This is a genomic window from Paenarthrobacter sp. CM16, assembly GCF_013179505.1.
Classification (GTDB): domain Bacteria; phylum Actinomycetota; class Actinomycetes; order Actinomycetales; family Micrococcaceae; genus Arthrobacter.
In genome coordinates, this window is the sequence record NZ_JABMCX010000020.1 from 1 (window position 1) to 26953 (window position 26953).

27 protein-coding genes, 2 tRNA genes, 1 other RNA gene and 2 pseudogenes are annotated in these 26953 nt (G+C 61.0%); 19 read left to right on the top strand and 13 right to left on the bottom strand.

What is annotated here, in order from left to right; genetic code table 11:
• Positions 1-880 (bottom strand): annotated as a pseudogene (locus tag HP499_RS02985) (pyruvate dehydrogenase (acetyl-transferring), homodimeric type); the annotation flags it as partial.
• 381 nt (positions 881-1261) lie between these two features.
• Here HP499_RS02985 and HP499_RS02990 point away from each other — a divergent pair.
• From HP499_RS02990 to HP499_RS03020, 7 genes are all read left to right on the top strand, one after another.
• Positions 1262-1681, top strand: a complete 420-nt coding sequence (locus HP499_RS02990) for a DUF3052 domain-containing protein (RefSeq protein ID WP_026542347.1) — start codon at positions 1262-1264, stop codon at positions 1679-1681.
• Complete coding sequence (locus HP499_RS02995; RefSeq protein WP_172322461.1) at positions 1678-2181, top strand: peroxiredoxin; 504 nt, start codon at positions 1678-1680, stop codon at positions 2179-2181. Before HP499_RS02990 ends, HP499_RS02995 begins: the two co-directional genes overlap by 4 nt.
• Complete coding sequence (locus HP499_RS03000; RefSeq protein ID WP_172322462.1) at positions 2178-3134, top strand: NAD-dependent protein deacetylase; 957 nt, start codon at positions 2178-2180, stop codon at positions 3132-3134. Before HP499_RS02995 ends, HP499_RS03000 begins: the two co-directional genes overlap by 4 nt.
• A 55-nt stretch (positions 3135-3189) precedes the next feature.
• Positions 3190-3265: transfer RNA gene (locus HP499_RS03005), tRNA-Val, on the top strand.
• 113 nt (positions 3266-3378) lie between these two features.
• Positions 3379-3669, top strand: a complete 291-nt coding sequence (locus HP499_RS03010; RefSeq protein ID WP_172322463.1) for a hypothetical protein — start codon at positions 3379-3381, stop codon at positions 3667-3669.
• A gap of 231 nt (positions 3670-3900) precedes the next feature.
• Positions 3901-4695, top strand: a complete 795-nt coding sequence (locus HP499_RS03015; RefSeq protein WP_172322464.1) for an IclR family transcriptional regulator — start codon at positions 3901-3903, stop codon at positions 4693-4695.
• 150 nt (positions 4696-4845) lie between these two features.
• Positions 4846-6204: an MFS transporter gene (locus HP499_RS03020; protein ID WP_172322465.1), complete on the top strand. Its 1359-nt coding sequence runs from the start codon at positions 4846-4848 to the stop codon at positions 6202-6204.
• An 81-nt stretch (positions 6205-6285) separates the two neighbouring features.
• Here HP499_RS03020 and HP499_RS03025 read toward each other — a convergent pair whose 3' ends face one another.
• Positions 6286-6666 (bottom strand): hypothetical protein, encoded by a 381-nt coding sequence (locus tag HP499_RS03025; RefSeq protein WP_172322466.1) that lies wholly within the window; start codon positions 6664-6666, stop codon positions 6286-6288.
• 102 nt (positions 6667-6768) lie between these two features.
• Positions 6769-7836, bottom strand: coding sequence for a D-2-hydroxyacid dehydrogenase (locus HP499_RS03030; protein ID WP_172322467.1), 1068 nt, complete (start codon positions 7834-7836; stop codon positions 6769-6771).
• Positions 7837-7906: 70 nt separating this feature from the next.
• On the opposite strand from HP499_RS03030, the gene HP499_RS03035 reads away from it, so the two are divergent.
• The 3 genes and pseudogenes from HP499_RS03035 to HP499_RS03045 all read left to right on the top strand — a co-directional run bounded on the left by HP499_RS03035 (position 7907) and on the right by HP499_RS03045 (position 10666).
• Positions 7907-8848: an NAD(P)-binding domain-containing protein gene (locus HP499_RS03035; RefSeq protein ID WP_172322468.1), complete on the top strand. Its 942-nt coding sequence runs from the start codon at positions 7907-7909 to the stop codon at positions 8846-8848.
• A gap of 2 nt (positions 8849-8850) precedes the next feature.
• Complete coding sequence (locus HP499_RS03040; RefSeq protein WP_172322469.1) at positions 8851-9621, top strand: SDR family oxidoreductase; 771 nt, start codon at positions 8851-8853, stop codon at positions 9619-9621.
• Positions 9621-10666 (top strand): annotated as a pseudogene (locus HP499_RS03045) (L-idonate 5-dehydrogenase). Before HP499_RS03040 ends, HP499_RS03045 begins: the two are co-directional and overlap by 1 nt.
• 6 nt (positions 10667-10672) lie before the next feature.
• Here the strand turns inward: HP499_RS03045 and HP499_RS03050 are convergent.
• Entirely contained in the window at positions 10673-11401 is a 729-nt protein-coding gene (locus tag HP499_RS03050) for a FadR/GntR family transcriptional regulator (RefSeq protein ID WP_172322470.1), read from the bottom strand.
• Positions 11402-11653: 252 nt separating this feature from the next.
• On the opposite strand from HP499_RS03050, the gene gndA reads away from it, so the two are divergent.
• Both gndA and HP499_RS03060 read left to right on the top strand, forming a co-directional pair.
• The gene (gndA, locus tag HP499_RS03055; RefSeq protein ID WP_014922062.1) at positions 11654-13090 is read left to right on the top strand and encodes an NADP-dependent phosphogluconate dehydrogenase; all 1437 of its coding nucleotides are present in this window, start codon (positions 11654-11656) and stop codon (positions 13088-13090) included.
• 83 nt (positions 13091-13173) lie between these two features.
• Positions 13174-14016: an oxidoreductase gene (locus HP499_RS03060; RefSeq protein WP_172322471.1), complete on the top strand. Its 843-nt coding sequence runs from the start codon at positions 13174-13176 to the stop codon at positions 14014-14016.
• On the opposite strand, the gene epsC is transcribed toward HP499_RS03060, so the two are convergent.
• From epsC to msrA, 3 genes are all read right to left on the bottom strand, one after another.
• A complete protein-coding gene (epsC, locus tag HP499_RS03065) occupies positions 14013-14597 on the bottom strand; it encodes a serine O-acetyltransferase EpsC (protein WP_172322472.1) in 585 nt (194 codons plus the stop codon). The two genes, HP499_RS03060 and epsC, sit on opposite strands and share 4 nt — an antisense overlap.
• 41 nt (positions 14598-14638) lie before the next feature.
• Positions 14639-15574 carry a cysteine synthase A gene (gene cysK / locus HP499_RS03070; protein WP_024817121.1) on the bottom strand — a complete coding sequence of 312 codons (936 nt, stop codon included), beginning with the start codon at positions 15572-15574 and terminating at the stop codon, positions 14639-14641.
• A gap of 66 nt (positions 15575-15640) precedes the next feature.
• A complete protein-coding gene (gene msrA / locus HP499_RS03075) occupies positions 15641-16165 on the bottom strand; it encodes a peptide-methionine (S)-S-oxide reductase MsrA (RefSeq protein ID WP_172322473.1) in 525 nt (174 codons plus the stop codon).
• A 135-nt stretch (positions 16166-16300) separates the two neighbouring features.
• Between msrA and HP499_RS03080 the strand changes: the two genes are divergently transcribed.
• Positions 16301-17230, top strand: coding sequence for a Nif3-like dinuclear metal center hexameric protein (locus HP499_RS03080; protein ID WP_172322474.1), 930 nt, complete (start codon positions 16301-16303; stop codon positions 17228-17230).
• 91 nt (positions 17231-17321) lie between these two features.
• Positions 17322-18059: a zinc ribbon domain-containing protein gene (locus HP499_RS03085; protein ID WP_172322475.1), complete on the top strand. Its 738-nt coding sequence runs from the start codon at positions 17322-17324 to the stop codon at positions 18057-18059.
• A gap of 27 nt (positions 18060-18086) precedes the next feature.
• Here the strand turns inward: HP499_RS03085 and HP499_RS03090 are convergent, their stop codons facing one another.
• Positions 18087-18851, bottom strand: coding sequence for a peroxide stress protein YaaA (locus tag HP499_RS03090; RefSeq protein WP_172322476.1), 765 nt, complete (start codon positions 18849-18851; stop codon positions 18087-18089).
• Positions 18852-18909: 58 nt separating this feature from the next.
• Between HP499_RS03090 and rnpB the strand changes: the two genes are divergently transcribed.
• The 4 genes from rnpB to HP499_RS03110 all read left to right on the top strand — a co-directional run bounded on the left by rnpB (position 18910) and on the right by HP499_RS03110 (position 22252).
• An RNA gene (gene rnpB, locus HP499_RS03095) (RNase P RNA component class A) lies at positions 18910-19301 on the top strand.
• A 264-nt stretch (positions 19302-19565) separates the two neighbouring features.
• On the top strand, positions 19566-21053 hold the full coding sequence (locus tag HP499_RS03100; protein WP_172322477.1) for a glyceraldehyde-3-phosphate dehydrogenase: 1488 nt from the start codon (positions 19566-19568) through the stop codon (positions 21051-21053).
• A 72-nt stretch (positions 21054-21125) separates the two neighbouring features.
• Positions 21126-21335: a hypothetical protein gene (locus HP499_RS03105; RefSeq protein ID WP_172322478.1), complete on the top strand. Its 210-nt coding sequence runs from the start codon at positions 21126-21128 to the stop codon at positions 21333-21335.
• Between the two features lie 116 nt (positions 21336-21451).
• On the top strand, positions 21452-22252 hold the full coding sequence (locus HP499_RS03110) for an HNH endonuclease family protein (protein ID WP_172322479.1): 801 nt from the start codon (positions 21452-21454) through the stop codon (positions 22250-22252).
• Here the strand turns inward: HP499_RS03110 and HP499_RS03115 are convergent.
• From HP499_RS03115 to orn, 4 genes are all read right to left on the bottom strand, one after another.
• On the bottom strand, positions 22237-23076 hold the full coding sequence (locus HP499_RS03115) for an acyltransferase domain-containing protein (protein WP_172322480.1): 840 nt from the start codon (positions 23074-23076) through the stop codon (positions 22237-22239). The genes HP499_RS03110 and HP499_RS03115 overlap by 16 nt on opposite strands.
• A 3-nt stretch (positions 23077-23079) precedes the next feature.
• Positions 23080-23652: a peptide deformylase gene (gene def / locus HP499_RS03120; RefSeq protein ID WP_172322481.1), complete on the bottom strand. Its 573-nt coding sequence runs from the start codon at positions 23650-23652 to the stop codon at positions 23080-23082.
• A gap of 124 nt (positions 23653-23776) precedes the next feature.
• Positions 23777-23852: transfer RNA gene (locus tag HP499_RS03125), tRNA-His, on the bottom strand.
• A 132-nt stretch (positions 23853-23984) separates the two neighbouring features.
• Positions 23985-24620 carry an oligoribonuclease gene (gene orn / locus HP499_RS03130; RefSeq protein ID WP_172322482.1) on the bottom strand — a complete coding sequence of 212 codons (636 nt, stop codon included), beginning with the start codon at positions 24618-24620 and terminating at the stop codon, positions 23985-23987.
• Between the two features lie 146 nt (positions 24621-24766).
• On the opposite strand from orn, the gene mptB reads away from it, so the two are divergent.
• Positions 24767-26323: a polyprenol phosphomannose-dependent alpha 1,6 mannosyltransferase MptB gene (gene mptB / locus HP499_RS03135; protein WP_172322483.1), complete on the top strand. Its 1557-nt coding sequence runs from the start codon at positions 24767-24769 to the stop codon at positions 26321-26323.
• Positions 26324-26329: 6 nt separating this feature from the next.
• Here mptB and HP499_RS03140 read toward each other — a convergent pair.
• The coding region (locus tag HP499_RS03140; protein ID WP_253951360.1) for a DNA alkylation repair protein at positions 26330-26953 on the bottom strand (624 nt) is incomplete at its 5' end.

Genomic DNA, 26953 nt, shown 5'->3' on the forward strand with positions numbered 1-26953 from the left:
TGCCGCGGACCGGTCCGTCCAGGCGCTGGAGGTTGCAGTTGATCACGAAGTTCAGGTTGTCCAGGTTCTCGTTCGCGGCGAGCTGCAACAAACCACGGGACTCGGGCTCGTCCATTTCCCCGTCACCGAGGAACGCCCAGACCTGCTGGTCCGAGGTGTCTTTGATGCCACGGTTCTGCAGGTACCGGTTGGACTGGGCCTGGTAGATCGCGTTCATCGGGCCGATACCCATCGACACGGTCGGGAATTCCCAGAAATCAGGCATCAACCGCGGGTGCGGGTACGAGGACAGGGCATGGCCGGCCTTGGACTTTTCCTGACGGAACCCGTCCAAATCCTCCTCGGTCAACCGGCCTTCCATGAACGCGCGGGCGTACATGCCAGGGGAAGCGTGGCCCTGGAAAAACACCTGGTCCCCGCCACCGGGGTGGTCCTTGCCGCGGAAGAAGTGGTTGAAGCCCACCTCGTACAGGGTCGCGGCACCGGCATAGGTGGAAATATGCCCGCCAACACCAATATCGGAGCGCTGCGCACGGTGGACCATCACCGCGGCGTTCCACCGCATATACGCCCGGTACCGGCGCTCGAACTCCTCGTTCCCCGGAAACTCTGCTTCCTGGTCCACCGGGATCGTGTTCACATAATCAGTGGTCGTCACCATCGGCACACCCACCGACCTCGCGCCGGCACGCTGCAACAAACTCCGCATAATGTACTGGGCACGCTCGGTACCCTGCTCCGCGATCAACGCATCAAGGGACTCAATCCACTCAGCGGTCTCTTCCGGATCACGATCAGGCAGCTGGGCAGTCAACCCGCTGAGGATGTGTGAGGTCTCTTCTCCTGCAGCCACGTCCAACCTTCCTTTAGGCGCATGCATCGGCGCCTCAGGTCTGGCAGGGTATCTGCCCGTCGTGAACGCGTCGTGTGCGACATCTCGGTATCAACAGCCCGGTCGGATGCGCCGGGCAGGTCTTGTGAGCGCTTGGCTGCCCAGTAGAATTCTGCGGGGCGGTCGCCCTGCAGCCAGAGCGCTCATGGCCACTCTAGCTTTCACTGCGCCGCGATGCGTAGCCGTGGGCCCCGAGGGGCGTTGTATGTCACATCTTGCTGGCCTGCGTGACGGAAAGCACGTCACTGTCACGGCCACGAAACACCCCCGGTAATGTGGAATGTGGCCCGTGGCAGGGACAATGGCTTGAAGCACACGCCCAAAGGGTGTTGGCTGTTAGTAATGGAAGTCACTTCAAAAGGAGGAAACGTGAGCGAGGCCGACGCCGCCACATCGGTAAATGTGGCGGAACGAATGGGTTTCAAAGATGGGGATCTGATTCAGGAGCGCGGCTACGACGACGACGTCGACTTCGACTTACGTGACGACATTGAAGATGTCACGGGCTCTGAGCTGCTGGATGAAGACGACCACGACGTAGTAGATGCCGTTGTCTTTTGGTGGCGGGATGGCGACGGCGATCTTGTTGATGCCCTCATGGACTCGCTCACCACGCTGAAGGAAGGCGGAGTTGTCTGGGTGCTGACTCCCAAGTCGGGCCGCGACAACTATGTCTCCCCGGCTGACATCCAGGATGCGGCCCCCACATCCGGACTGCACCTCACCACCTCTGCCGGGGTGTCGAAAGACTGGAGTGCAACCCGACTGGTGCCCAAGAAGAACAAGTGACGGATGTTTCACTGGCGCAGGCTCCAGCGGTGATTCCGCAGCCGGGCCAGCTTGCCCCGGACTTCGAGCTGGTCAATCAGTTCGGCGAGCCCGTCCGCCTGTCGGATTACCGGGGCAGCAATGTAGTCGTCGTTTTTTACCCCTTCGCGTTCTCCGGGATCTGCACCGGTGAACTATGTGAGATTCGCGACAACATTGCGGCGTTCGAAGATTCAAACGCCGTTGTTCTTGCGATCTCCGTAGATAGTAAATTTACGCTTCGCGCCTACGCCCAACAGGAAAGCTATGGCTTTGACCTGCTGGCCGACTTTTGGCCCCATGGTGCGGTAGCCAGGACGTACGGAGTTTTCGACGACGACAGCGGTATGGCTTTGCGGGGAACGTTCATCATCGACGCCGCCGGGGTCATCCGGTACGTGGTGGTCAATCCACGGGGCCAAGCGAGGGACCTTGCTGAATATCGCCGTGCTCTCACGGCCTTGGGTCGGCGGCAGGCATGAGCTCCGTCCGGCCCGGTGTGGGCATGACTGGTTTTGCCAGCATGGCCCCCGCGCCGGTGACACAGCTAGGCGCTGATGAACTTCCCGCCGTCCGGCAGGCCGTCGGCATTATTAGCGGCAAACGACTGGCCGTATTGACGGGCGCGGGGCTGAGTACCGATTCCGGAATTCCTGACTATCGGGGACCGGGCTCCGCGCCGCGGAATCCGATGACCTTCCAGGAGTTCATCGGCAGTGAGGCCAACCGCAGGCGCTATTGGGCCCGGAACCATCTGGGGTGGTCGCATCTCAGGCATGCGGACCCCAACGCAGGACATGCCGCCGTGGCCCAGATGGAGCGGCGGGGTCTTTTGACCGGCCTCATTACCCAAAATGTGGACAGGCTCCATGAGGACGCGGGCAGCGTTAATGTGGTGGATCTGCACGGGCGTTTTGACCAGGTGGTCTGCCTCGAGAACGGTCATATCTTCAGCAGGGGGCTCGTTGCAGCGATCCTGGAGGAGATTAATCCAGGGTTCATCGAAGCTGCCTCGGAGTCCGGCCTGGTGGAAATGGCTCCGGATGCGGACGCAACCGTTGAGGATCCCGAGCTCATCACTTCATTCATCATGGCTGTTTGCCCCAGGTGCGGGGGAACACTTAAACCCGATTTCGTTTACTTCGGCGAAAACGTTCCCAAGGACAGGGTGGAGCGCGCTTATGCCATGGTTGATCACGCCGAAGCCCTTCTGGTAGCTGGTTCGTCCCTGACGGTGCAAAGCGGGCTTCGCTTTGTGCGCCATGCCGCCAAGGCCGAAAAGCCTGTTGTCATCATCAACCGGGGAGCTACCCGGGGTGATAACTTCGCCACCCTGAAACTTGAGCTCGGAGTCAGCGGCACCCTGGACTATCTGGCCCGGAATCTGCCGGATCTTCCGGACGGGAATCCGCCGATTGGTGTTTCCAGCAATTGATGATGTAGAGTCGTTGTTCGTTGGTTGAAGCGCTGAGGCACTGAAACTGCACCATGGGTCTTTAGCTCAGCTGGTAGAGCGCCACGTTTACACCGTGGATGTCATCGGTTCGATCCCGGTAGGACCCACCAAGGGAAACCCCGTCAATCCAAGCCTTACGGCTGATTGACGGGGTTTTTTATTGTGCAAGCGCCGCCTGCAGCGCGTTCATTTAATGTCAGGGCCCGGCTTTAGGGTCTTCGCCATGGAGCACGTAGATATCCGTAGCAGCGCGCAAGGCACACCGTTGGTCGTCCTGAGGGGCAACCGTGAATGGCGGATCGTGGTGGAGCCCGTGCGCTGGTTTGAGCGTGTCTCCTGGTGGGAGCAATCGAGGCGAATGCCCCGGGGACAAGGCCGCGTGGATGTGGAGGTCTGGCAGGTCCAGGTTCGTTTGGGAAACAATGTCCGGTCCAGCATCGCCACGTGGGAGCTGGTGCGGGATGGTGCAGGCGGGGGCTGGTGCCTCAGGGGCGAAGAAGTGGCCGCGGCTTAGCTTTCCCGGGAAATGGATGAGCTCTCCACCACGACTATTGGGGGATGCCGCGGTGGAGAGCTCGAAGATGAATATACAGCGAACTTTTGGGTTTGGAAAGCGGAGCATTCCAAGCTACCGGAACATGTAGCGGATTGGGCTGGCTGAGGCCTCGAGGGCTCAGTCAGCTGCCACTATGATGGGAAGTGTTCAGCGGAATGAACGCGAAGATCGTACTGACGAAGGAGAATCATGGCCGATTCCCGCACCACCCGTTCTGAAGGGCTGGGTGCTTCGTCGCCTGCGCCAGCTGTAACCCGCGCCGCCGCGGTTCTTGAGGCATTGGCAGGTTCTCCGTCGGGACGTTTGACCTTGAGCGATCTTTCCCGCGAACTAGGCATCCCTAAATCGTCGACGTCAAATCTCTTGCTGGCCCTTGAAGAAGCGCGCCTCATCACCCGGCAAGGTGCGGACTTTGCCTTGGGTCGAAAGCTCGTTGAGCTCGGTGCTGCCTACCTAAGCCGCCTGGACGAGGTACAAGAGTTCTACAAGTACTGCGAGCAAGCGCCCACACTTTCAGGTGAGACCGTGCGCATAGCAATGCTCGATGGCGACCATGTCATCTACCTGGCCCGGTACGAGGGGCATCCGGCGGTAAGGCTGACGTCCAACATCGGCGACAAGATGCCCGTTTCCCTCTGCAGCGTTGGCAAAGCCCTGCTGGCGCAGCTGCATGATCACGATATTGAGGCAATGTTTCCCGATGGCATGCAACTGCCGGTCATGACAGCCAACTCGCTACGCACTGCCGAGGAACTCAAGTCCCAGATAATCACCATCCGAAAGCAAGGGTTTGCTTTCGAGGATGAAGAGTCAACAGTGGGTGTGGTGTGCCTCGCTGTGCCCGTCCCCACCCACGGAGCCCACGGTCCAAGCCTTGGCCTCTCGGTGACTGCGTTGAAGGCCACCTACTCCGAAGAGCAGGGTGCGCTGATGGTCAAGGAGCTTAAGGAGTTGGCCCGTTCCCTGGGAAACCCAATGGGATAGCGCGGCTCGCTGAGTGTCCAGAAAAAATAAATCTGATTTCAACCTTGGCACATAGTTCAACAAGCTGTACGCTGTTCATCATAGTGATCTTGGCGGTGATGCCATCACTATCTCGCCGGGCCAACGGGGGCCTGGGGTGATTTTGAGGGAGTGCTTGTGATAACTCGTACTAATACACAGATTGCGGCTGAGGCTGACGATGCTGTGGTTGCACCGGAACAGCTGCGCCGGGCCACCTTGGCCAGTTCCGTGGGTTCAGCTTTGGAATACTACGATTTCTATATTTATGGGCTGGCCTCCGCGCTGATCTTTGGTCCGTTGTTCTTTTCCCCCCTCGGCCCGGATGGTGCGCTGATCGCTTCCTTCGCCACCTATGGCGTCGGTTTCGCCGCCCGCCCCTTTGGTGGGTTGATCTTTGGCTACATTGGTGACAGGTTCGGCCGGAAAATGGTCCTGATCCTGACCATTGCCTTGATGGGTACCGCAAGCTTCGCCATTGGGTTGCTGCCAACCTTCGAGCAGGCCGGGATGCTCGGGGCGGTCCTGCTGGTGACCTTGAGGATCATCCAAGGCCTCGGTGCCGGCGCTGAGCAGGCAGGGGCCACCACGCTGATTTCCGAAGTCGCGCCGCGCCGTCGTCGTGGTTTCTACGCCTCTTTGCCTTTCGTTGGCATCCAGTTGGGCACGCTCCTCGGCGCAGGGACTTTTGCGTTGATCGCCATGGCTGACAAGTCTGTCCTTCAGGGATGGCTCTGGCGTGTGCCGTTCCTAGCCAGCTTCATCCTGATTGCCGTGGCCATTTTCATTCGCCTCAAGCTCAAGGAAACACCTGCTTTCCAAGAGTTGGAGAAGCACAAGAACGTGGTCAAGAACCCCATCGGTGCGCTGTGGAAGCACTCCAAGAAGAATGTGCTCCTTGGCATCGGACTCCGTATGGGAGAAAACGGCAACTCCTCCATTTATTCGGCCTTGCTGGTGTCGTTCATGAGCATGCCCGCTGGTGTCTTCGCCGGTAACAACTCGATTGGCCCTGTGGGCCTGTTGATCGCCGCCGGCTTCGCGGCGGTCTTGGTGGTGACATTCGGCGCGTTGTCCGACAAGTTCGGCCGCGTTCCGGTGTACCGCTACGGCGCCCTGTTCCAGGGCATCATCGCCGTTCCTGCCTTCTATCTGGTCACCTTGGGCAACGTCACCTTGGTGTGGGTTGTCATGGCCGTGGGTATCGCCATCGGTGTCCAGTCAATGCTCGGCCCCCAGTGCCCCCTGCTGCCGGAACTGTTCGGTTCCCAATACCGCTTTACCGGTGTGGCCATGAGCCGGGAGATCTCGGCTGTCCTGGCTGGAGGACTCGCGCCACTGCTGGGTGCGTTGATGCTGGCGGCAACCAACCACTCATGGCTTGTACTGGCCATCTACTCCTTGGTGCTGGCGCTCATCTCCTTCGTCACCACCTTTTTCACTCCGGAGACGGCGGGGCGCGATCTCGTCAGCACGGAAGACGCCAAGTAGCGTCCCGGCACAACAAAGGCAGCGCGGCACCCTCGACTCGGTGGGGGCCGCGCTGCTGTCGTCACGGATGACTTCTACGTTCTATTCCGGTTCGGCAAGGGCGTCGAAGGCAGCAACGGCGGTGGCGTTGGGCGCCTTCGTCCCACGGAACCGGTGTGCCCGGGCGTTTTCCTCGTAGGGCTTGAAGTCCACTTCATAGCCGTCGCCCAGCTCATCAGCAACACGTTGGGCCAGGCGTTGACCTTCTACGGTGTACTTGGCAGCTCTTTCCGTTGACTTCCACGTGAAGTCCCGCGTCAAGGAATCGTAGTAGAACTGCTCCCAGTTCCGGAGCTCGTGCACCAGTCCCTCGGTCAACCCGGTGAGAGAGTACTCGATCGGAACATCCAGCCAGAGGACTGTATCCCCGTAGTCCGGAAAGAGGCGCACCACCGTGCGCTGAGGCATCTCCGAGGCGTTCATGTGGCGATGCTACGCCGGTCGACACAACAAAGGCACGGCCAAGTTGCCTTGGCCGCGCCTTTGCACTGAACCTCCGTCAGCCCACGAGGGGCGGAATGAGTCTTAGTAGAAGTGGATGGGATCCACCAGGTGGGGTAGCTCACCGCCGGCCATGAAGGTACGCAGGTTGCTGCAGAACCGTTCTGCGATGAGACGGTTCTCAGCCGTACTCAGGGCGGATGTATGCGGGGACACCAGCACCCGGGGGTGGCTCCACAGCGGACTGTCCTGGGGGAGGGGTTCGACGGCAAAGACGTCAAGGCATGCATAGGAAACCTGGCCATTGTCCAGCGCTTCGAGCAGGGCATCCTCATCCACCACGGTTCCGCGACCCACATTGACGAATACGGTGCCCGGCTTCATGGCGTTGAAGATGTCCTTATTGAACAGCTTCTCCGTATAGGGGGTGCCGGGAAGGGTGTTCACCACAGCATCGGCGTCGGCGAGTAATCCGGGCAGACCGTCATTATCGGTGACCTCATCAATGCCCTCGATGGCCCCGACGTTGCGTTTGGTGCCGCTGACTTTCATGCCCAAAGCCCGCGCAATCCGTGCTGTTTCCAGCCCGATCTCACCCAGGCCCGCGATGACCAGCTTGGAACCATTGGCCAGCTTTGTGGGGGTGCGCAGCTCGGGCCAGAACTTGGCGGCCTGGTCCTGTGCCATCTCTGCGCTGCGCTTGAATCCGTTAAGGATGCCGAATGCGGAAAACTCGGCCAGGGGTAGTGCATGGACTCCGGCTGAGGTGGTGACGTGGAACTTCTGCAGGGTTTCGGTGTCCAGGCCTGAAGCCTTGACCGCTCCACCGGCCCCTGCGGCCATGGCGTGGATCCACGCCAGGTGCGGGTTCTCCGCAGCGATGCGCGCCAGGCCGGCGGGGCTTTCGTTGGGGAAGCCGTAAAGAACCTGAGCCCGGTTCAGCATGCCCCAATAGCGTTCCTCCTGTTCGGGCGTCCGCTTGAAAGCGGGGTCGCCGGCATGATCGGCCGGGAAGCGCTCCGGGGGGAGCAGCTCGGGATCGTAGAGAACTGTTACGGAGGGATCTACAGCGCGGATCAGCTCTACGTGCTCTGCTTCGAGCGGCACAGCGATGGCGATGGTCAGTTCATCAGTCGTCATGGTGTTCATCATACTGAATGGCGGCTAGGATATTGAACAGAATTTACTAAGATGACCACAAAGAAGTGAGGTGTCAACTACGGTGACCAATCAGCGCGTAGGTTTTGTAGGCCTCGGACTCATGGGAGCGCCCATGGCCGCCAACCTCGTCAGGGCCGGGTGGACTGTCACAGCCTGGAACCGCTCACATGCCGCCTTCGAAGACCTTCCCACGGTCCAGCGGGTAGAAAACGTTGTGGAACTGCGTCATGAGGATGCCATCATCTTCATGCTCCCCGATTTGCCCTTCATCGAAGAAGCCGCAGCCGACTTACTTGAATCATGGCGGAACGAACCGCCAAAGCCAGGCACCGCCGTCGTCATCATGAGCAGCGTCTCGCCCACGGCGGTACAGCACTTCGCTGAAACAGTCCACGCCGCAAGCGGCGGCAACGCCGTGGTGGTGGATGCGCCGGTCAGCGGAGGCACAGCGGGTGCCACGGAAGGGACGTTGGCCATCATGGTCGGAGCCACCGAAGCCCAATTCGCAGCAATCCAACCGCTGCTCGGTGCCATGGGAACCACTGTACGGCGGATGGGGGCACTGGGATCAGGGTCGCTGGCCAAGGCTTGCAACCAATTGATCGTCGGAACCACGACGGCGGCACTTGCCGAAGCTGCCGAGCTCGCCGAGCGCTCCGGCATGGATGTGGAGGCCCTCTTTGACGTCCTCTCCGGAGGGCTGGCCGGTAGCCGGGTGCTGGACAACGTTGGCCCCAGGCTGGCAGCCAAAGACTATGCGCCCACCGGCCCCGCCAAGTTCATGCATAAGGATCTTGGCTTTGTCCTGGGCAGTGCGGCAGCCGTCGGTGCCGCCGTTCCCATGGCATCCGCCGCCACTGAACTTTACGCAGAACTCAAACGCCAGGGCCTGGGCGACCAGGACCTTGCCGTCGTCCGTCAAACCATTGCAAACCTCAGCCGGACCCCCGCAGCGACGAGGAGCAACATAAGCTGCGCAACTCCTGGAAGGAATGAACAATAATCATGAGCGCACTTTTTGACTTGACCGGGCGGGTTGCCTTGGTGACAGGCTCAAGCAGGGGAATAGGCAATGCCCTGGCAAGGGGACTGGCCGATGCCGGAGCCACAGTGGTGCTGAACGGCATCAACCCGGAACGGCTCGAAGCGGCCCATAAGGCAATGGCGGTTGACTACCCGGCGGTTCAAGTCCATAGCCTGGCGTTCGACGTCACGGACGCCACGTCCGCCGCTGAGGGGGTTGCCTGGATAGAACAGAACGTCGGCCCGCTGGACATCCTGGTCAACAACGCCGGGATCCAGCACCGCGTGCCCATGCTTGATTTGGACGTCAAGGACTGGGACCGGGTGATCACCACAGACCTGACCAGTGCGTTCCTTGTGGGCAGGGAAGCGGCCAGGCATATGATCCCCCGGGGACAAGGGAAGATCATCAACATCTGTTCGGTCCAGACGGACCTGGCCCGCCCCACCATCGCACCCTATGTGGCGGCCAAAGGCGGTCTTCGAAACCTGACCCGGGCCATGACCGCTGAGTGGGCCGCGTCCGGGTTGCAGATCAATGGCATCGCGCCAGGGTATATCCACACGGAAATGACCCAAAACCTGGTGGACGACTCCGACTTCAACTCCTGGATCCTTGGCCGCACCCCTGCCAACCGCTGGGGAACAGTGGCTGATCTCGCCGGACCAGTGGTGTGGCTGTCCTCCCAGGCTTCGAACTTCGTCAACGGCCAGACGATCTTCGTCGACGGCGGAATGACGGTGGTGGTCTGATGGGCATCAATCTCCCGGTCTCAGGCCCGGCTGTAGTAGCCCACGGCAAGGGTGATCTCCGGATCGAGGACATTCCTTTGACCACGCCCGCACCAGATGAAGCGATCATCGAGATCGCTTACGGCGGGATCTGCGGTTCCGATCTCCATTACTGGCTGCACGGCGCAGCGGGTGAGTCGATCCTCAAGGAGCCCATGGTCCTTGGTCACGAAATTGTGGGAGTGGTCCTCCAACAGGCAGCCGATGGTTCCGGCCCTGGCATGGGAACACCGGTGGCCGTCCATCCAGCGACGCCCGCGCCCGGAGATGCCAGGTATCCCCAGGACCGGCCGAATCTCTCCCCGGGCTGCACGTACTTGGGCAGCGCCGCCCGCTATCCACATACTGACGGCGCGTTCAGTCGATACGCCAACCTGCCCGCCAGGATGCTCCGGCCACTGCCGGAGAGCCTGGACCTTCGCACGGCTGCGCTCGTGGAACCGGCCAGCGTCGCCTGGCACGCAGTGGCCCGCGCCGGGGACGTCAAGGGAAAGAGGGCCCTGGTCATCGGCAGCGGTCCCATCGGTGCGCTCGCCGTCGCCGTCCTTAAGCGTGCCGGCGCGGCCAGTATTGTTGCCGTCGACATGCATGACAAGCCGCTGGAAATCGCTCGCGCTGCAGGCGCTTATGAGGTCCTGAAAGGCGACGATGCCAAGGCCATCGCGGCAGTTGATGCCGACGTCGTCATCGAATCCTCGGGCAGTCACCACGGTCTCGCGTCGGCCATTAAGGGCGCAACGCGGGGAGGCAAAGTGGTGATGGTCGGGCTTCTGCCGTCAGGCCCGCAGCCGGTTCTTATTTCGCTGGCTATCACTCGGGAGCTGGAACTCCTGGGATCTTTCCGCTTCAATGACGAAATAGACCACGTTATTTCGGCGCTGGCCGATGGCTCGCTGTTTGTGGACCCTGTGAAACCCACGAATTCGGTCTCGCCCATGGCCTTGAAGCCTTTGAAGTAGCGAAGAACTCCGCGGTGTCCGGAAAAGTCCTGCTGAACTTCGGGTAGGAACGGCTAGTTGTTGGAGACCGGGACAAAGACCCGGGGCTGGTCATCCCAGCTGGGTGCCAGTTCGGCGATAGTCTGCCGCATGATCTTCGCTGCGGCGTCACGAGCCGCGGAACCGTCGCCGGCGTCGATCGCGTGGGCGACGTCCATGTGCCACTGGAGCGCCTGCTTCTGGGGGTGCTCCGGCATGAGTCCGTGCACCGTACGCCCGGTGAGGGTCTCTGTGACCTGGCCAATGAGGTTGGCGAACATTTCGTTGCCCGAGCCGGACAGCACCAAGGCATGGAAGCGAATATCAAGGTCCAGGAACTTTGCCATGTCGCCGGCATCTCCTGCTTCTTTCATGGCCAGCGAAATGCTGACGAGCTCCTGGCGGAGGCTTTCCGGAGCGTTGCCTGCGGCCAGTTCGGCAGCAACAGGCTCGACGGCGGAACGCAGCTCCGCGAGCGACCTCAACTGGGCGCCACGCCCCTCGCCGGCCAACCGCCAGCGAATGACCAAGGGATCAAAGGGATTCCAGCGGTGCGCAGGCAGGACCCTGATGCCCACCCGCTTGATGGTCTCTACCAGGCCCAGCGATTGCAGAACGCGCACAGCTTCACGGACTACCGAGCGGGAAACCTTGAGCTCATCTTCCAGGTGCTCGGCCAACATCACGTGGCCGGTAGGAAGGGCGCCGCCAACAATCCGGGTTCCCAGATGCTCAACGGCGCGGTGGTGGAGGCTGGTTGACATAGAGGTAAGCATAGTGGCGCCGAGGACGCCTGCGTGCCGGGCCGGTTGTCATTTGCCCGTCCGCACGCCTGTGGAATCCGGCGCCCATCATAGACTGTTTATGACGCGGGAAACTTCCACAACGTGGGCACCGCTTTCCCGCCCACGGTCTTAATACGTATGGTTTATTACAGCCCCTGGTTTTGAAATCGCTTCCTGCCTGCCCAAGGGGGGTAGGCCGGACTGTTTGTACACGAACGAATTGGAGTTTTGATGTCAGCACACATCGGTGTCACCGGCCTTGCGGTGATGGGCGCCAACCTGGCCCGCAACCTCGCCCGCAACGGCTTCACCGTGGCTCTCCACAACCGCTCCGTGGAAAAGACTGACGCCCTGCTCGAAAAGCATGGCACGGACGGCGACTTCATCCGCACGGAAACGCTGCAGGAACTCGTAGACTCCCTCGAAAAGCCCCGCCGCGTCCTCATCATGGTCAAGGCCGGCGCTCCCGTTGACAACGTGATCGAGCAGCTCGAACCGCTGCTCGAAGCCGGCGACATCATCATCGACGCCGGCAACTCCCACTACGAAGACACCCGTCGCCGGGAAGCTGCCCTGGCAAAGAAGGACCTGCACTTTGTGGGCGTTGGTGTATCCGGTGGCGAAGAAGGTGCCTTGAACGGCCCGTCCATCATGCCCGGCGGCTCGCGGGAGTCCTACGACGCCCTTGGCCCGCTGCTGGAAAAGATCTCCGCAAAGGTCGACGGCGAACCCTGCTGCGCTTGGATCGGCACCGACGGCGCCGGCCACTTCGTCAAAATGGTGCACAACGGCATTGAGTACGCCGACATGCAGGTCATTGGTGAAGCCTTCGACCTCCTCCGCTCCGGCGCCGGTATTGAGCCCGCTGAGCAGTCCAAGATCTTCGCTGAGTGGAACAAGGGCGATCTGTCCTCCTTCCTGATCGAAATCTCCGCCGAGGTCCTTGGCCACGTTGACGCCAAGACGGGCAAGCCGTTCGTGGACGTCGTGGTCGATGCTGCAGGCCAGAAGGGTACAGGCCGCTGGACGGTCATCTCCGCCCTGGAACTCGGTTCCCCGGTCTCCGGCATCGCCGAGTCCGTTTTTGCCCGTGCACTGTCTTCCCAGACCGAACAGCGCAAGCTCGGCCAGGAACTGCTCGCCGGCGAAGAAGCCTCCGTGGAAATCCCCGAGACCTTCGTCGAAGACGTCCGCCAGGCACTCTACGCCTCCAAGCTGGTCTCCTACGCCCAAGGCCTGGACATGCTGACCTCAGCTGCCAAGGAGTACGGCTGGGACCTCAAGCTGGACGAGATCGCCTCGCTCTGGCGTGCAGGCTGCATCATCCGCGCAGAGCTGCTCAAGGACATCACCAAGGCCTACGCGGCCGAGGAGAAGCCCGCCAACCTGCTGTTCGCCCCGGCCTTCACCAAGGCAATCGCCGAGGCACTCCCGGCATGGCGCCGTGTAGTTGCTACCGCTGTCCAGCTGGGCATCCCGGTACCCGTGTTCTCCTCCTCGCTGGCCTACTACGACGGCCTGCGCCGCAAGCGCGTCGCTGCTGCCCTGATCCAGGGCCAGCGCGACCTCTTCGGTGCACACACCTACGGCCGTGTTGACACCGAGGGCACGTTCCACACCCTGTGGGGCGAAGACAAGTCCGAGATCTCTGCAGTGGACACCCACTAGCATCAGCTTCACGCCAAGGGCCGGTCCACCCCAGCTACGCTGGGGGAGGCCGGCCTTTGCCGTACCTGAACAGAAGGAGAACCGTGAAGAGATCCCGCGTCGCGGTGGTCACTGGAGCCTCCGCAGGAATCGGCTTTGATACGGCCATCGCCCTCCGTGACGCCGGGTTCACGGTCTATGCCGGAGCGCGCCGCCTGGAGAAGATGGAGCCGCTGAAGGGCCACGGCATCACTGTCCTGTCATTGGATGTCACCTCGGAAGAATCCATGGCATCGGCGGTGGCGCTGGTCGAAGAGGCTCACGGGCACCTTGATGTGCTGGTGAACAATGCCGGCTATGGCTCGTACGGGTCCCTCGAGGAAGTTCCGTTGGCTGAAGGCAGGCGTCAGCTGGAGGTCAATGTCATGGGTCTGGCAAGGATGACGCAATTGGTGATCCCAGGCATGCGCAGGGTCCGTTCAGGACGGATCATCAATGTCACCTCCATTGGCGGAAAAATATATGAGCCGCTGGGCTCTTGGTACCACGCGAGCAAATTCGCCGTCGAGGGCATGAGTGACTCCCTGCGCCTGGAACTGAGGCCGCACGGCATCGACGTCGTGATCGTTGAACCGTCCGGGACCAACAGCGAATGGGGCACCATTGCGGGGGAGGGGCTGCTGGCCACGTCAGGGGATGGGCCCTACCAGCAGCAGGCTCATGTGGTGGCTGCCGCTCTGGCCTCGACATCCGGAGAAGGGCACGTCTTGTCGACACCCGCGCGGGTTGTTGCGAACGTCATTGTGAGGGCTGCAACGGCAAAACGCCCCAGGACCCGCTACCCGGTGGGCAGGGGAGCCTGGAGCGTCCTGGCACTGCGAAAATTCCTTCCGGATCGAGCCTTCGATGTAGTCTTCTGGAATTTATACAGGAGACTTGCGGGCTAGATCCGGTACTCGATGTAATACTCTGCGGGGTCCACAGCGGGCTTCGTTTCGGACCTGGCATCGCGGTGCCGCCAGGTGGCCGGAATGCCGGTGATGATGGATTCCGGTGGCGCGTCCTTGACCACCACGGCGTTGGCGCCGATCGCACTGCCGGCGCCGATGGTGATAGGGCCGAGGACCTTTGCGCCTGCGCCGATAGTGACGCCGTCACCAATGGTCGGGTGCCGTTTGACCTTGGCCAGGGAACGTCCGCCGAGCGTTACTCCGTGATAGATCATCACGTCCTCGCCGATTTCGGCGGTTTCCCCGATCACCACGCCCATGCCGTGGTCGATGAAGAACCGTCGACCAATGGTCGCGCCGGGATGGATTTCGATGCCCGTCAGGAACCTGGCCAGCTGCGAGATCAAGCGTGCAGGAAAACGAAGGGCAGGACTCTGCCACAGCCGATGCGTCACACGGTGGGCCCAGATGGCGTGCAGGCCGGAATATGCGAAAAAGTTCTCAAAAGAGCCTCGAGCCGCCGGGTCATGTGACCGGGCGGCATCGAGGTCTTCCTTAAGCCTTGCGAAGAAGCTCACAAAGACCTTTCTACAGGAAATGAAGGTGAGCGGGCTAAGGCTCAGCCGCGGATGTCGTCGAACAGCACAGTGGAGATGTAACGCTCACCAAAGTCACAGACGACCGCAACGATCAACTTGCCGGCATTCTCGGGGCGCTTGGCCAGCTCAAGGGCGCCCCACACGATGGCGCCGGAAGAAATGCCGCCAAGGATGCCTTCACGGGCACCGAGTTCACGGGCAACGCGGACGGAATCTTCCAGCGTGGCATCGAGGACTTCGTCGTAAACGTTGGTGTCCAGGATTTCCGGTACGAAGTTGGCGCCGATGCCCTGGATCTTGTGGGGGCCCGGAGCGCCACCATTCAAGATGGCGGAGTCCTTGGGTTCGATAGCGACAATCTGAACGCCCGGCTTGCGTTCCTTGAGGACCTGCCCGACGCCGGTGATGGTTCCACCGGTGCCAACGCCGGCAACAAAGATGTCCACTTCGCCGTCGGTGTCTTCCCAGACTTCCTCAGCGGTGGTGGCACGGTGGATCGCCGGGTTGGCTTCGTTGGCGAACTGCTGGGCCCAGATGGAGTTCTCCGTGTTGGCCACGATTTCCTGGGCCTTCTCGACGGCGCCCCGCATGCCTTCAGAGCCTGGCGTCAGGACAATTTCGGCACCGTAAGCGCGCAACATGACCCGGCGCTCGGTGGACATGGTCTCCGGCATGGTCAGGATGACCTTGTAGCCACGAGCTGCACCAACCAATGCCAGGGCGATGCCGGTGTTGCCGGAAGTACCTTCTACGATGGTTCCGCCGGGCTTCAAGGCGCCGGACTTCTCGGCTGCGTCAATAATGGCCACACCGATGCGGTCCTTGACGCTGTTGGCCGGGTTGTAGAACTCGAGCTTGACCGCAACCGTGGCGTCGAGGCCTTCGGTAAGCCGGTTCAACCGGACCAGCGGTGTGCGGCCTACCAGCTGCGTGACGTCGTCGTAGATCCTTGCCATGAAAATTACGCCTATCTCTGAAGAGGGATTGCTGAGGTCAGCCTAACCAGCCGGGTCGAAACACCGCTAAGCAGTAAGCCATGCAGAGTAATATTTCCGGGCCTTGGCCAGTTTCGGGTTAATAATCACCTGGCAATATCCCTGATACGGGAATTTGGCGTAGTAATTCTGGTGAACTTCCTCGGCCTCATGGAACTCGGGCAGGCGGCTGACTTCGGTCACAATCGGATCGGACCAGAGGGCCTGTGCGCGCTCAATGGCCTCTTCGAACAGGACCTTCTCCTCCGTCGTGGTGTAGAACATCGAGGACCGGTACTGGGTGCCAACGTCATAACCTTGCCGGTTCAGGGTGGAGGGGTCATGCAGGGCAAAGAACATGTCCAGGATGACCTCTTCGGGGACGACGGTTTCGTCGAACGTTACGGCCACCACTTCAGCATGTCCCGTGGTTCCGGAGCAGACCTGGTAGTAATCGGGATTACGGACGTGGCCGCCTGTGTAGCCCGAGACAACCGAGCTGACACCGCGGGTTTTCTGGTAAACGGCGTCCAGGCACCAGAAGCAGCCACCGCCAAGTACGAAAGTTTTCATGTTCTCTTCAATGGATGGGAGGGCTTGATGATTCCCGCTTCACCTTACGGGAGAATTACGGCACCCGGCAGGGACTCCGGGTGGTAGGAGTGCCTCATCCGCCGTTGGAGGGAAGAAATAGGGAAGAATAAGAGCATGGAAGCAGTAAACACCGGCATTTCTGATGCGGATTCGGTCGATGATGACCAAACAGTTGAAGAGGACCAAACAGCTGAGGCCAGTGGCGACCCCACGCTTGGCCAGGTATTGCTGGCCGTCGAAGAACTCTGGCCTGAGTCATTGGCCGAGGACTGGGACGAAGTGGGTTTGGTGGTGGGGCGCCCCAATGTTCCCGTAACCAAGGTCCTTTTTGCAGTCGACCCCACGTTGGCAGTCATAGATGAAGCCATTCAGTGGGGTGCCGGGCTGCTGATCACCCACCATCCCCTACTCCTTAAGGGAGTGAACTCCGTGGCGGCCACCTCCGCCAAGGGCCTGGCAGTCCATCGGTTGATCGAAGCCGGAACCGGGCTCCTGACCGTCCATACCAACGGGGACTCCGCGGTGGGGGGAGTCTCGGACGTCCTTGCTGACGCCTTCGGGCTGGAAAATGTGGAGCCGTTGACTCCCGCTGCCCATGGTTTACCGGAAGAGGGCATCGGTCGCGTGGGCGACCTTTCGGAACTGGCCACGCTTGGCGATTTCGCCGCGAAGGTCTTCGAAATGCTTCCCTCAGTGGCCGGCGGTGTCCGCGTTGCCGGAGACAAGGACGGACTGGTGCGGCGGGTTGCCGTATGCGGCGGCGCCGGCGATAGCCTCCTTGATGCGGTCAGGGCCAGCAATGCGGACGTGTATGTGACCGCTGACATGCGCCACCATCCGGCCTCCGAAGCCCGCGAAGGTGCAAGCAACGGGCGCCCCTACCTGATCGACGTTTCGCACTTCGCCAGCGAGTGGCTGTGGTTGCCGGCCGCGGCCGAAGCGCTGGGCAACGTGCTTGCGGACCAGGGTTACGACGTCGAAATCCGGGTCAGCAGCACCAACAGCGATCCTTGGGACTTCATACTCACTCCCGGCGGGGACTAGAGTCTAGAAGGATACGGACAGCCCTCACGGAATGGGGGCACGTCCGGCCGGAACTGATCCCCAGGCCCGGCGGCGACAAGCGGAGGTAAGCGTGGCGAAAGCAGCACCGGCAGAACAATTGAAATTGCTTGAACTGCAGGGGCTGGATGCCAAGCTCAAGTCGTTGGCCGGCCGTCGGAAGGTCTTGGAAACGGATCCCAGGATCACGGACCTGACGGATGCGTTGAGTGTCGCCAATGGCGAACTCGGAGCGGCCAAAGTTGCTGTCCATGACGCCGAGGCCGAACTGCGCAGGGCGGAAGCGGATGTGGAGCAGGTAGCCACCCGGATTGAACGTGACGAAACACGGCTTAACAGCGGTACCGGCCTGTCCAAGGACCTGGTGGCACTCCAAAGTGACATCGCCTCACTGAACAAGCGCCGCTCGGACCTTGAGGATGTTGAACTCGAGATCCTGGAGCGCCTGGACACACTGCGTGAACGCCAGGCCGCCCAGCAGTCGATCGTTGATGACATCCAGGGCTCATTTGGCAGCATCCGTGCTGAGTTGGATGAAGCCACTGCCGAGATCGCTGCCGAAGAAACCGTGGTCCGGGGTCAACGTGCAGCGTTCGCCGACACCCTGGATGCCGGATTGTTGGCGGTTTACGAGAAGACCATCGCCAAGCGTGGTGTCGGGGCTGCCCGTTTGTTCCACGGCAAGTCCGAAGGCTCGGGCATGATGCTCAGCCCCGGCGACCTTGCCGAGGTCAAAGCCGCAGCCGAGGACGAGATCGTTTACTGCCCGGATTCAGGGGTCATCCTGGTCCGTTCGGCCGAGTGGAACTGACTTAGCCCCGCCCTTCCCGGCCCGGGCTCAGCTGGACAGGATGATGTTCAGCGCGTGGGGCTTGCGGGGCGTGCCCTCAACGAGTTCCGCTGTCCAGACTTCACCGGCGGCCTTCAGGAGCTGACCTGGAGTTGCCGGGGCTTTGCCGCGCCTGGTCAGCAAGTGCCGCGCCAGCTCGCCGCGGGTGTGCTTGGCGAAGTGGCTCACCACCGTGCGCTTGCCGTTTGCCTCATTGAAAACGTTGACATTGACGGTCTGTGCCGCCGGGGGAGCCCAGGCTGCAGCGTAGGTGCTGGAGCGGCAATCGACCAGGAGCTCACCTTCGCTGCGCGTGGCGAGTGCAGCGTTCAGCTGCGGCTTCCAAAATGAGGCGAGGCGTCCGACGTCGGGCAGTGCCGTTCCCATGGACAGCCGATAGGCGGGCACGTGGTCGCCAAAGCCGATGGCGCCCCACAAGGCTGAGACCACCAGGATGGATTCGGTGGCCTTACGCCGCTGCGTGGGCGTCATGCTGTTGTAGCCCAAGGCGTCGTAAAGAACGCCCGAATAGACCTGGTGCGCCGGCGCGGCCGGTTCTGCATGGAGTCGGGTATTACGTTCGACGTCGTCCCGCAGCGAGGCTCCGACGCCCAGTAAAGCCAGCGCGTCCTCGTGCGCGCTGACCGTCCCCAGGGCCTCAAGGACTTTTGCCCGGTAAGGATTCAGCTCCGGAAAACTGAGGGACTCCCACTCGATGGCGGAACCTTTGGCAGCGGGGGTCTTGCCTTCGGAAGGCGGAAGCAGAATCAGCACCAGCCGATATTACCGCCGGACTTCGGCCGGTCCCAACGCCGGTAGACTGGACAGCGGATGGGTCGACCAGGCGGTCGCGCGTCACGAAAGTGGCTCGAGGAACGTCCGGGCTCCGCAGGGCAGGGTGGTGGGTAACGCCCACTCGGGGTAACCCGCAGGCCAGTGCCACAGAGAACAGACCGCCTGCGCTGCGTGATGGTTTCATCGCGCCGCAGCAGGTAAGGGTGAAACGGTGGTGTAAGAGACCACCAGCTCCCTGGGTGACCGGGGAGGCTAGGTAAACCCCACCCGGAGCAAGGCCAGACAGGACACGTTTGAGGGCTGCCCGCCCGAGTGTCCGGGTAGGCTGCTGGAGGGCGTCGGCAACGGCGTTCGTAGATGGATGGCCGCCACTCCTTTTCCGGTAACGGAAGGGGATGACAGAACCCGGCGTATCGGTCGACCCATCCATTTATGACTGCAGCAAAACCGGCGTGTGAGTGATTTCACGCCTTCGGGCGGCCAATGCTCCCGCCTTCCGCCCTAGAATGGTTACTGAACGTAGATGTTCTGCCGCCGGGACTGCGTTCGCAGCCGGCGGATTTTTCTTTGCTCTCGTTCAAGGCGCTGTGGGTGGACCGAAGCCCGCCGGCGCATGTGCCGCAGGACTACTCCGGGCGGCCGCTGCCATCTGCATACGAGGACGTATGTGGTTGACCCAAGGAAGGTAGTTCTGTGAGCCAGACGTCAGATTCTTGTCTTGATAAGTGGATGGGCCGGGAGGCTCTCGCCGAGGCCATGATTCCGGTGATCGGCCGGCTGTACCGGGAAAACAACGTGGTCACCAGCATCCACGGCCGCAGCTTGATCAACAAGTCCACCATGAACATCCTCAAGGCACACAGATTTGCCCGCCGGATGAGCAACCACGAGCTCCTGCTCGAAGAGACCGCACCCCTGCTGAACGCCCTGTCGGAACTGGAACTCGGCGCAGCAGCCATTGATATTGCACGATTGACCGAGAAGTACCGGGCCGAAGGCAATGGCGCCTCCCTGGATGAGTACCTGCGTGCAGAGCTTGCTGAGATCGTGGGCAAGCGTGGCGCGGACGACCGCACCAGCACCGACGTCGTGCTTTATGGCTTTGGGCGTATCGGCCGTCTCCTGGCCCGCATCCTTATCGAAAAAGCAGGTGGCGGCCACGGCCTGCGGCTCCGCGCGATCGTGGTGCGCAAGGGCGCGGAGAATGACCTCGTCAAGCGCGCCAGCCTGCTGCGCCGCGATTCCGTCCACGGATCCTTCGAGGGCACCATCCGTGTTGATGAGGAAGCCAACACCATTACCGCCAACGGCGTACAGGTCCAGGTCATCTACTCGGACAACCCTGCCACCGTTGACTACACGGCCTACGGCATCAAGGACGCCTTGGTAGTGGACAACACTGGCCGCTGGCGTGACGCTGAGGGCTTGTCCCAGCACCTGCAAAGCAAGGGTGCTGCCCGCGTCCTGCTGACCGCACCGGGCAAGAGCGAACTGAAGAACATCGTCCATGGCATCAACCACCGGGACATTTCGGACGACGACAAGATTGTCACGGCTGCTTCCTGCACCACCAACGCCATCACGCCGGTGCTAAAGGCCATCAACGATAAGTTCGGCATCATCCACGGACACGTCGAAACCGTGCACTCGTTCACCAATGACCAGAACCTGATCGACAACTTCCACAAGGGCGATCGCCGCGGACGTTCCGCTGCGCTGAACATGGTCATCACTGAGACCGGTGCTGCCAAGGCCGTCGCCAAGGCTCTCCCGGAACTTCAGGGCAAGCTGACCGGCAATGCCATCCGCGTTCCCACGCCGGATGTCTCCATGGCCATCCTGAACCTGAACCTTGAAAAGGGCACTACGCGCGATGAGGTCAACGACTTCCTCCGCGAGATGTCCCTGCACTCGGATCTGCGTAAGCAGATCGACTACATCGATTCTCCCGATGTTGTCTCCACGGACTTCGTCGGATCACGCCGCGCCGGCATTGTCGACGGACTCGCCACGATCTCCAACGACAAGAACCTCGTTCTCTACGTTTGGTACGACAACGAGTTTGGCTACTCATGCCAGGTTGTCCGTGTCATGGAGGAAATGGCCGGCGTCAACCCGCCGTCGTTCCCTGCCCGCGATGTTGTGGCTCCTATCGCTGTCCTTGAAGGCGCCGGAGCCTAGTACCCGGAAGTATCGGCGGGTTTCCCGGCTGAATCACTGGTATCAGCCGGGAAACCTGACCAAAATGGGTTCATGGAAAATGAATCAACCTTGGAACACGAGACCGCACTGGAACACGCCCTTGACGTGGCCCGGGCCAACCAAAAACAAGCCCAAAAACTCCTGGATCAGGCTGTTGCGGGCAACGCCACCGGTGATGTCACGGACCAACGGGTGGAGCAACTGCGCGGACTCCTCGCGCTGGCAACCGAAGACCTCCAACGCGTGATGCGCGAGCAATAAAACCTGAGATCCTCCTCACGGTGTGACTTCTCCTACACACTGTGGATACCGGCTCTTTCTGTCGGGGCCTTGTCCTACGCTCGTAGGACATGCCTGCCCCCACTGGACGGAGTCTCTTGAGTATCACCTGGTCTGCCTATAAACGCGCCCGCCGCAGATCCCGGCAAGCATGGACGGTTCTGGCCTTGGCTGCCGTCACCATAGTGGCGGGGCTGGCATGGTTCTTCACGGCTGGGCAGTTCAATGCGACAAACACCTGGACGACGGGTCCCAGCGAAGCCCCCGTGTACAACCCACTCTGGATGAAGCCGGTGCGCGGGGCCGCCCCAGTGACGGCCGAAAAGGCCTCAGTGGCCCTGGAGCGGCTGCCGGTCAAGGGCAGGGCCCCGAAGACGGACTACGACCGGGCGGCCTTCGGACAGGCTTGGGCCGATGCCGACCGCAACGGGTGCGACACCAGGAACGACATCCTCCGACGCGACCTTTCAGCTGTGGAGTTCACCGAAGGATCGTCCTGCAAGGTGGCCGGTGGCAGCTTTCACGAACCCTATACCGGGTCGCAGGTGACGTTCAGGCGGGGACAGGACACCAGTGCAGCCGTCCAAATCGACCATGTGGTTGCTTTGGCTGATGCATGGCAAAAAGGTGCACAACAGCTTACTGTCCAGCAGCGCCAGACCTTCGCCAATGATCCTTTGAACCTGATTGCCGCCGATGGTCCCGCGAACGTTAAAAAGGGAGCAGGCGACGCTGCGACGTGGTTGCCGGCCAACAAGAACTTCCGCTGCCACTACGTCGCCCGGCAAATTTCCGTAAAGTCCGCGTACAAGCTTTGGGTAACCCAGCCGGAAAAGGACGCCATGAAAGCCGTCCTGTCCTCCTGCCCCGAGCAGCAGACTATCTACAGCTCGAGGTGACCGTGTCCCAGTTGCCAGGTGCCGCCGTCGTTGATCCTGTCCAGGACCACCCGCTGGAGTGATGTCTCCCGGGGGAGCTTGTCCAACTCCTTGAGCCCGCGCTGCCGGAACGTGAAGTAGACGGCATCGGTGGGGGCATCAGAGACGCGGTCCAACGTGAAGCGACGGGCGAAAGAGGCAATGTTGCTGCCCGGCAGGCGCTCCGCCAGGTACGGGTCCAGCATCCAGGAATCACAGGTGGCCACCGTTGCCGGTTTATCCGGGAAAAAGCGCGGGAAAAACGCGCGGGCCTCGGCCAGGCTGGCATCAACAACGGCGGGGGAGAGCCCACCGTCCTCGGGGATGTGTACGCCCAGTACCCACCCGTGATTCCTTACGGACGTCATTGCTTGAGTGTCATCGTTCCGGCCGGGGACCAGGTGGAACTGCAGACGGCCCAGCCTGAAAAGATTCCCTGCCATGTGCAAGGTCAGCCACGCCCAGGTGTCCAGGCCGAAACGGCCGTGGACACGCCGATTGATCCTGAGCTGAAGTCCCACGTCAGCCAACGATCCCGCAGAGACCTCAGGACTGATGCCAAGTTGTTTGTGGTAGGCGTGAACAGTGGGAGCGAAGCGGAGCAGCGCTTCTATCCAGAGAGTCTCGGCAGCGTTCTCATCCTTGATGCTGTCTAACGGGAAAGTACCCAACCGCTCTTCCATGGCGGCCGTGGCGCGCAGCACAGCATCTTCGGGCGGAGTTGCCAGCAGGGCGGCACATTCGCTGGCGTCATCGCCGGTAATGTCCAAGAGTTCGAAAAGCTCTTCGTGCTTGCTGAAGTCCATGGCTTAGTGTCCGAAGGGATCGGGATCGACGCCGGGCATCCAGGTCAGGCCGGGGACGCCCCAGCCGTGCTTCTTTGCCTGCTTGAGGGCCTTCTTGGAGTACCTGTCCACCAATCGATTGACGTACAGCTTTCCATCCAGGTGGTCGAACTCGTGCTGAAGTATCCGGGCAAACCAGCCGGTCGCTTCAAAGTCCACGGGGTTTCCATGGCCATCGAAGCCTTGGACGCGCGTCCACTCAGCCCGCTGCAAAGGGTAGTACTCGCCCGGGAAAGACAAGCAGCCCTCAACGTGCTCATCCGGGTCAGGAAGCGCCCCCGAGACCTTGGAAAGAGTGAGGACGGGGTTGACCACCACGCCCTGCTCAGGAACGTCGTCATCATTGGCGTACTTGTAAACGAAAAGGCGCTTGCCAACGCCGATCTGCGGGGCAGCGAGCCCAACGCCATTGGCGGCGTCGTTGGTCTCGAACATGTCCGCGATCAGGGCGCGGAGTTCATCATCGAAAACCTCCACTTCGCTGGCCCGACGATGCAAAACAGGTTCGCCCCAGATGGTGACTGGCAGGACGGTCATCTCAGTTCTTCCTTGTAGATCGCTGATGTGCGGGTCGGCACATGGTCGCTTCGAGTTAAAAGCAAAGGCCGCACCGGATAACCGGTGCGGCCTTTGTGGAAACCGGCTCTGCAGCCAATCTCGGTGGGGTGAGCTACGGGGGTTGAACCCGCGACCTCCTGGACCACAACCAGGCGCTCTGCCAACTGAGCTAAGCCCACCATGTGCCTTTTGGGGCTGAACCGTTTGACCGGCTTTCCTTCAAGGCAACGACAAATAGCTTACCTGCTGTTTTGGGGTGCAAAGTCCACTTTTGCCGCTTTTGGCAAAAAAACCTAGAAAAATGGCGCAGATCACACTGTTTCAGTGGATCCCAAGGTCTCCGCGGTGGACATGACGTCCTTGGAAATGCGCTGGGCTGTTGCAGTGTCCGGTCCGGGAGTCGGCACGAACACGGCTTGGCGGTAGTAGCGGAGCTCGTCGATGGAATCTTTGATGTCGCCGAGGGCGCGGTGACCACCGTGCTTTGCGGGTGACTGGAAGTAGGCGCGCGGGAACCAGCGCCGTGACAGTTCCTTGATGGTGCTGACATCGATCACGCGGTAGTGGAGGTGCTCCACGATGTTGGGCATGTCTCTGGCCAGGAACATGCGGTCTGTTCCCACCGAGTTGCCGCCCAAGGGTGCTTTTCGGGGATCGGGAACCCACTTCTCGATGTATTCAAGGACTTCGGCCTCAGCCTCGGCCATGGTCTTGCCGTGCGGGAGTTCGTCCAGGAGCTTCGAACGGGTATGCATGTCCCGCACAAAATCATTCATTTGTTCCAAAGCGGCATCGTCCGGTTTGATGACGACGTCGACGCCGTCGCCGAGGATATTGAGCTCGGAATCCGTCACCAGAGCCGCGACCTCGATCAGGGCGTCGTTCTTCAGGTCCAGGCCGGTCATTTCGCAGTCGATCCAGACGATGCGTTCATTAGTAATAGGCACGCGCCCAGCCTATCCTTCAGGCGGTTCGAAGTGCTCGGATGGTACGATTTTTGAGCGCGGCAGTGTCGTTTCTTCCTGTCGCGGAAAGCCCCAAAGACGCTGAATTTCTCCCGGATGCATCGGGCGAACGATTGGATGACAACCACATGACGGTGCCAGTACCCGCCGCCCAGAAGGCAGGGACAGCAGCGCCGACGGCGGATGCTGCTACCAGCGAGGTTGATAATGCCCGTTCGCCGCTGATCGCCGGTTTCATTGGTTCAATGTTCATGGTGTTTGGGTCTCTGGGTGTGGGCTGGCTCGCCCCGGTCTCCGAACTTCGGAGGCTGCCGCTTTTCATTTGGATGCGCACCGAAGGTGCCGGCGTCGCCCTCTCCATTGTCCTGCTGGCTGTCGGCGGAATGTTGCTCGTCAGGGCCTGGCTCCGTCTAGGTCAACGCGTACGGGTATGGGGGCTGCAAGCGCGTAAGGCAACGCTCCAAGCCGTGGTCGCGTGGGGTTTGCCCATGATGTTCACGGTTCCCCTCTTCAGCAGGGACGTCTACGCCTACATCGGTCAAGGCCGTCTGATGGTCGAGGGCATCAATCCCTACGAGAATGGGATTTCCGCGCTACCCAACTATTTCCAGCTGGGCGCGGACAAAATGTGGACCGAAGCGCCGGTACCGTACGGGCAGTTGTTCCTGTGGATCGAGCAGTTCGTGGTTTGGGTGACCAATGTCCAACCCGAAGCGAGCATTATGCTCTTCCGGCTCGTGGCCCTCGTGGGCATCATTCTGTGCATCATCTATGTGCCCAAGCTGGCCGAACTCCACGGCGTAAATCCGCACAGGGCTTTGTGGTTGACGGCGGCAAACCCCCTCTTCCTGACCAACTTCATAGCAAGCGTCCACAACGACGCACTCATGATCGGCCTGGCCCTGGCCGGCCTGTATTACTGCGCAACACGCCGCGTGATCTTCGGGCTGGTGCTGGTCACCCTGTCCATCTCGGTCAAGCCCATCACTGTGGTGTTCCTTCCCTTCATTGGTCTCTTGTGGGCAGGCAAGGGAGCCTCCTGGCCCCGTAAGTTCGTCTTCTGGTTCCTGACCGCCGGACTGAGCTTCGGACTGTTGTACGCCATGAGCATGGTCAACGGTTTCGGATTTGGTTGGATCAATGGCCTGTCAGCTCCGGGAAGCGTGTGGATCTGGTATGCGCCCATCGGCCTCATCGGGCTGGTGGTGGCCTCTATTTTCAACGTCTTCGGTCTGGACGGTTGGGGCATGGCCAAATGGGTGTACGACGCCGGCAAGGTCTTGATGGTCGGAGCCATCGCCTGGCAGGTCTTCCGGGGTGACTACGACCGCCTGATGCGCAGGCTCACCCTGGCGTTTGCGGCCATTGTCATTCTGGCGCCGATGATCCAGTCCTGGTACGTGGTCTGGCTGATCCCGCTGTTTGCCGTGACAGGTATCCGCAACGACTGGCAGGTCAAAGCCGTCTACTTCGTGGTGTCCTTCTTCATGGTCTATGCCATCTCGGACCAGCTGGATGTCTTCCCCTACCTCCAGAGTGAAGACCTTGGCCTCGCCCTGACGTTGGCCCGCAACGCAGCGGCCATCATTGCCTTGCTCTTCGCCGTGTACCTGATCTTTGTTGACCCGAAAACCAAGAGCCTGTTCCGCAAACAGGACGAACCCGGCCTCCGTCCGATCATCTGAGCTGCATCAGCTGGAGGACAAAAGCCGGGTTCCTTCGCGAAGGGACAACGGACTCAGCGATGAAGCATGGCCCGCGGCAAAGGCGCGGACCCAATCAGGATCCGACTTGCTGTATTCACGCAGTGCCCAACCGATGGCCTTGCGGATGAAGAATTCCTTGTCGTACAGGTTGCACTCGATAATTGCGGCCAGCAGATCGTGATCGGTCTTGGACTTTGCCCCTAACTGGGCAGTGATAGCGGCCCGGCGGATCCACTTGTCCTCATCTTTGGCCCAGCGAAGCAGCAGAGGGGTCATGGTTGCCCGGTGAGCCAGCAACAGCGCGCAGATCCGGTGCGCCACTGCGTCGACGAGGTCCCACCATGCTCCTGTCCGGATAATTTCCTCATACACCGGCAGCATGTCGAGGTCTACCTTGACCAGTCGAAGCCCCGTCAGATCGATGGCTGCGTACCGTTCCTCCCGTGCCTTGGCTTCGCGCCATAACTCCAGAACCGCGAGCCGCAGATCTGCCGGGGATGTAGGAGGTATTTCGTTGGCTGCAGCTTTAGCAATGCTTCGTACCTCTGGAACCCTGACACCGAGCGAGGGCATATCCGACTTCATGTACGCCTGGGCACCAATTGCCCG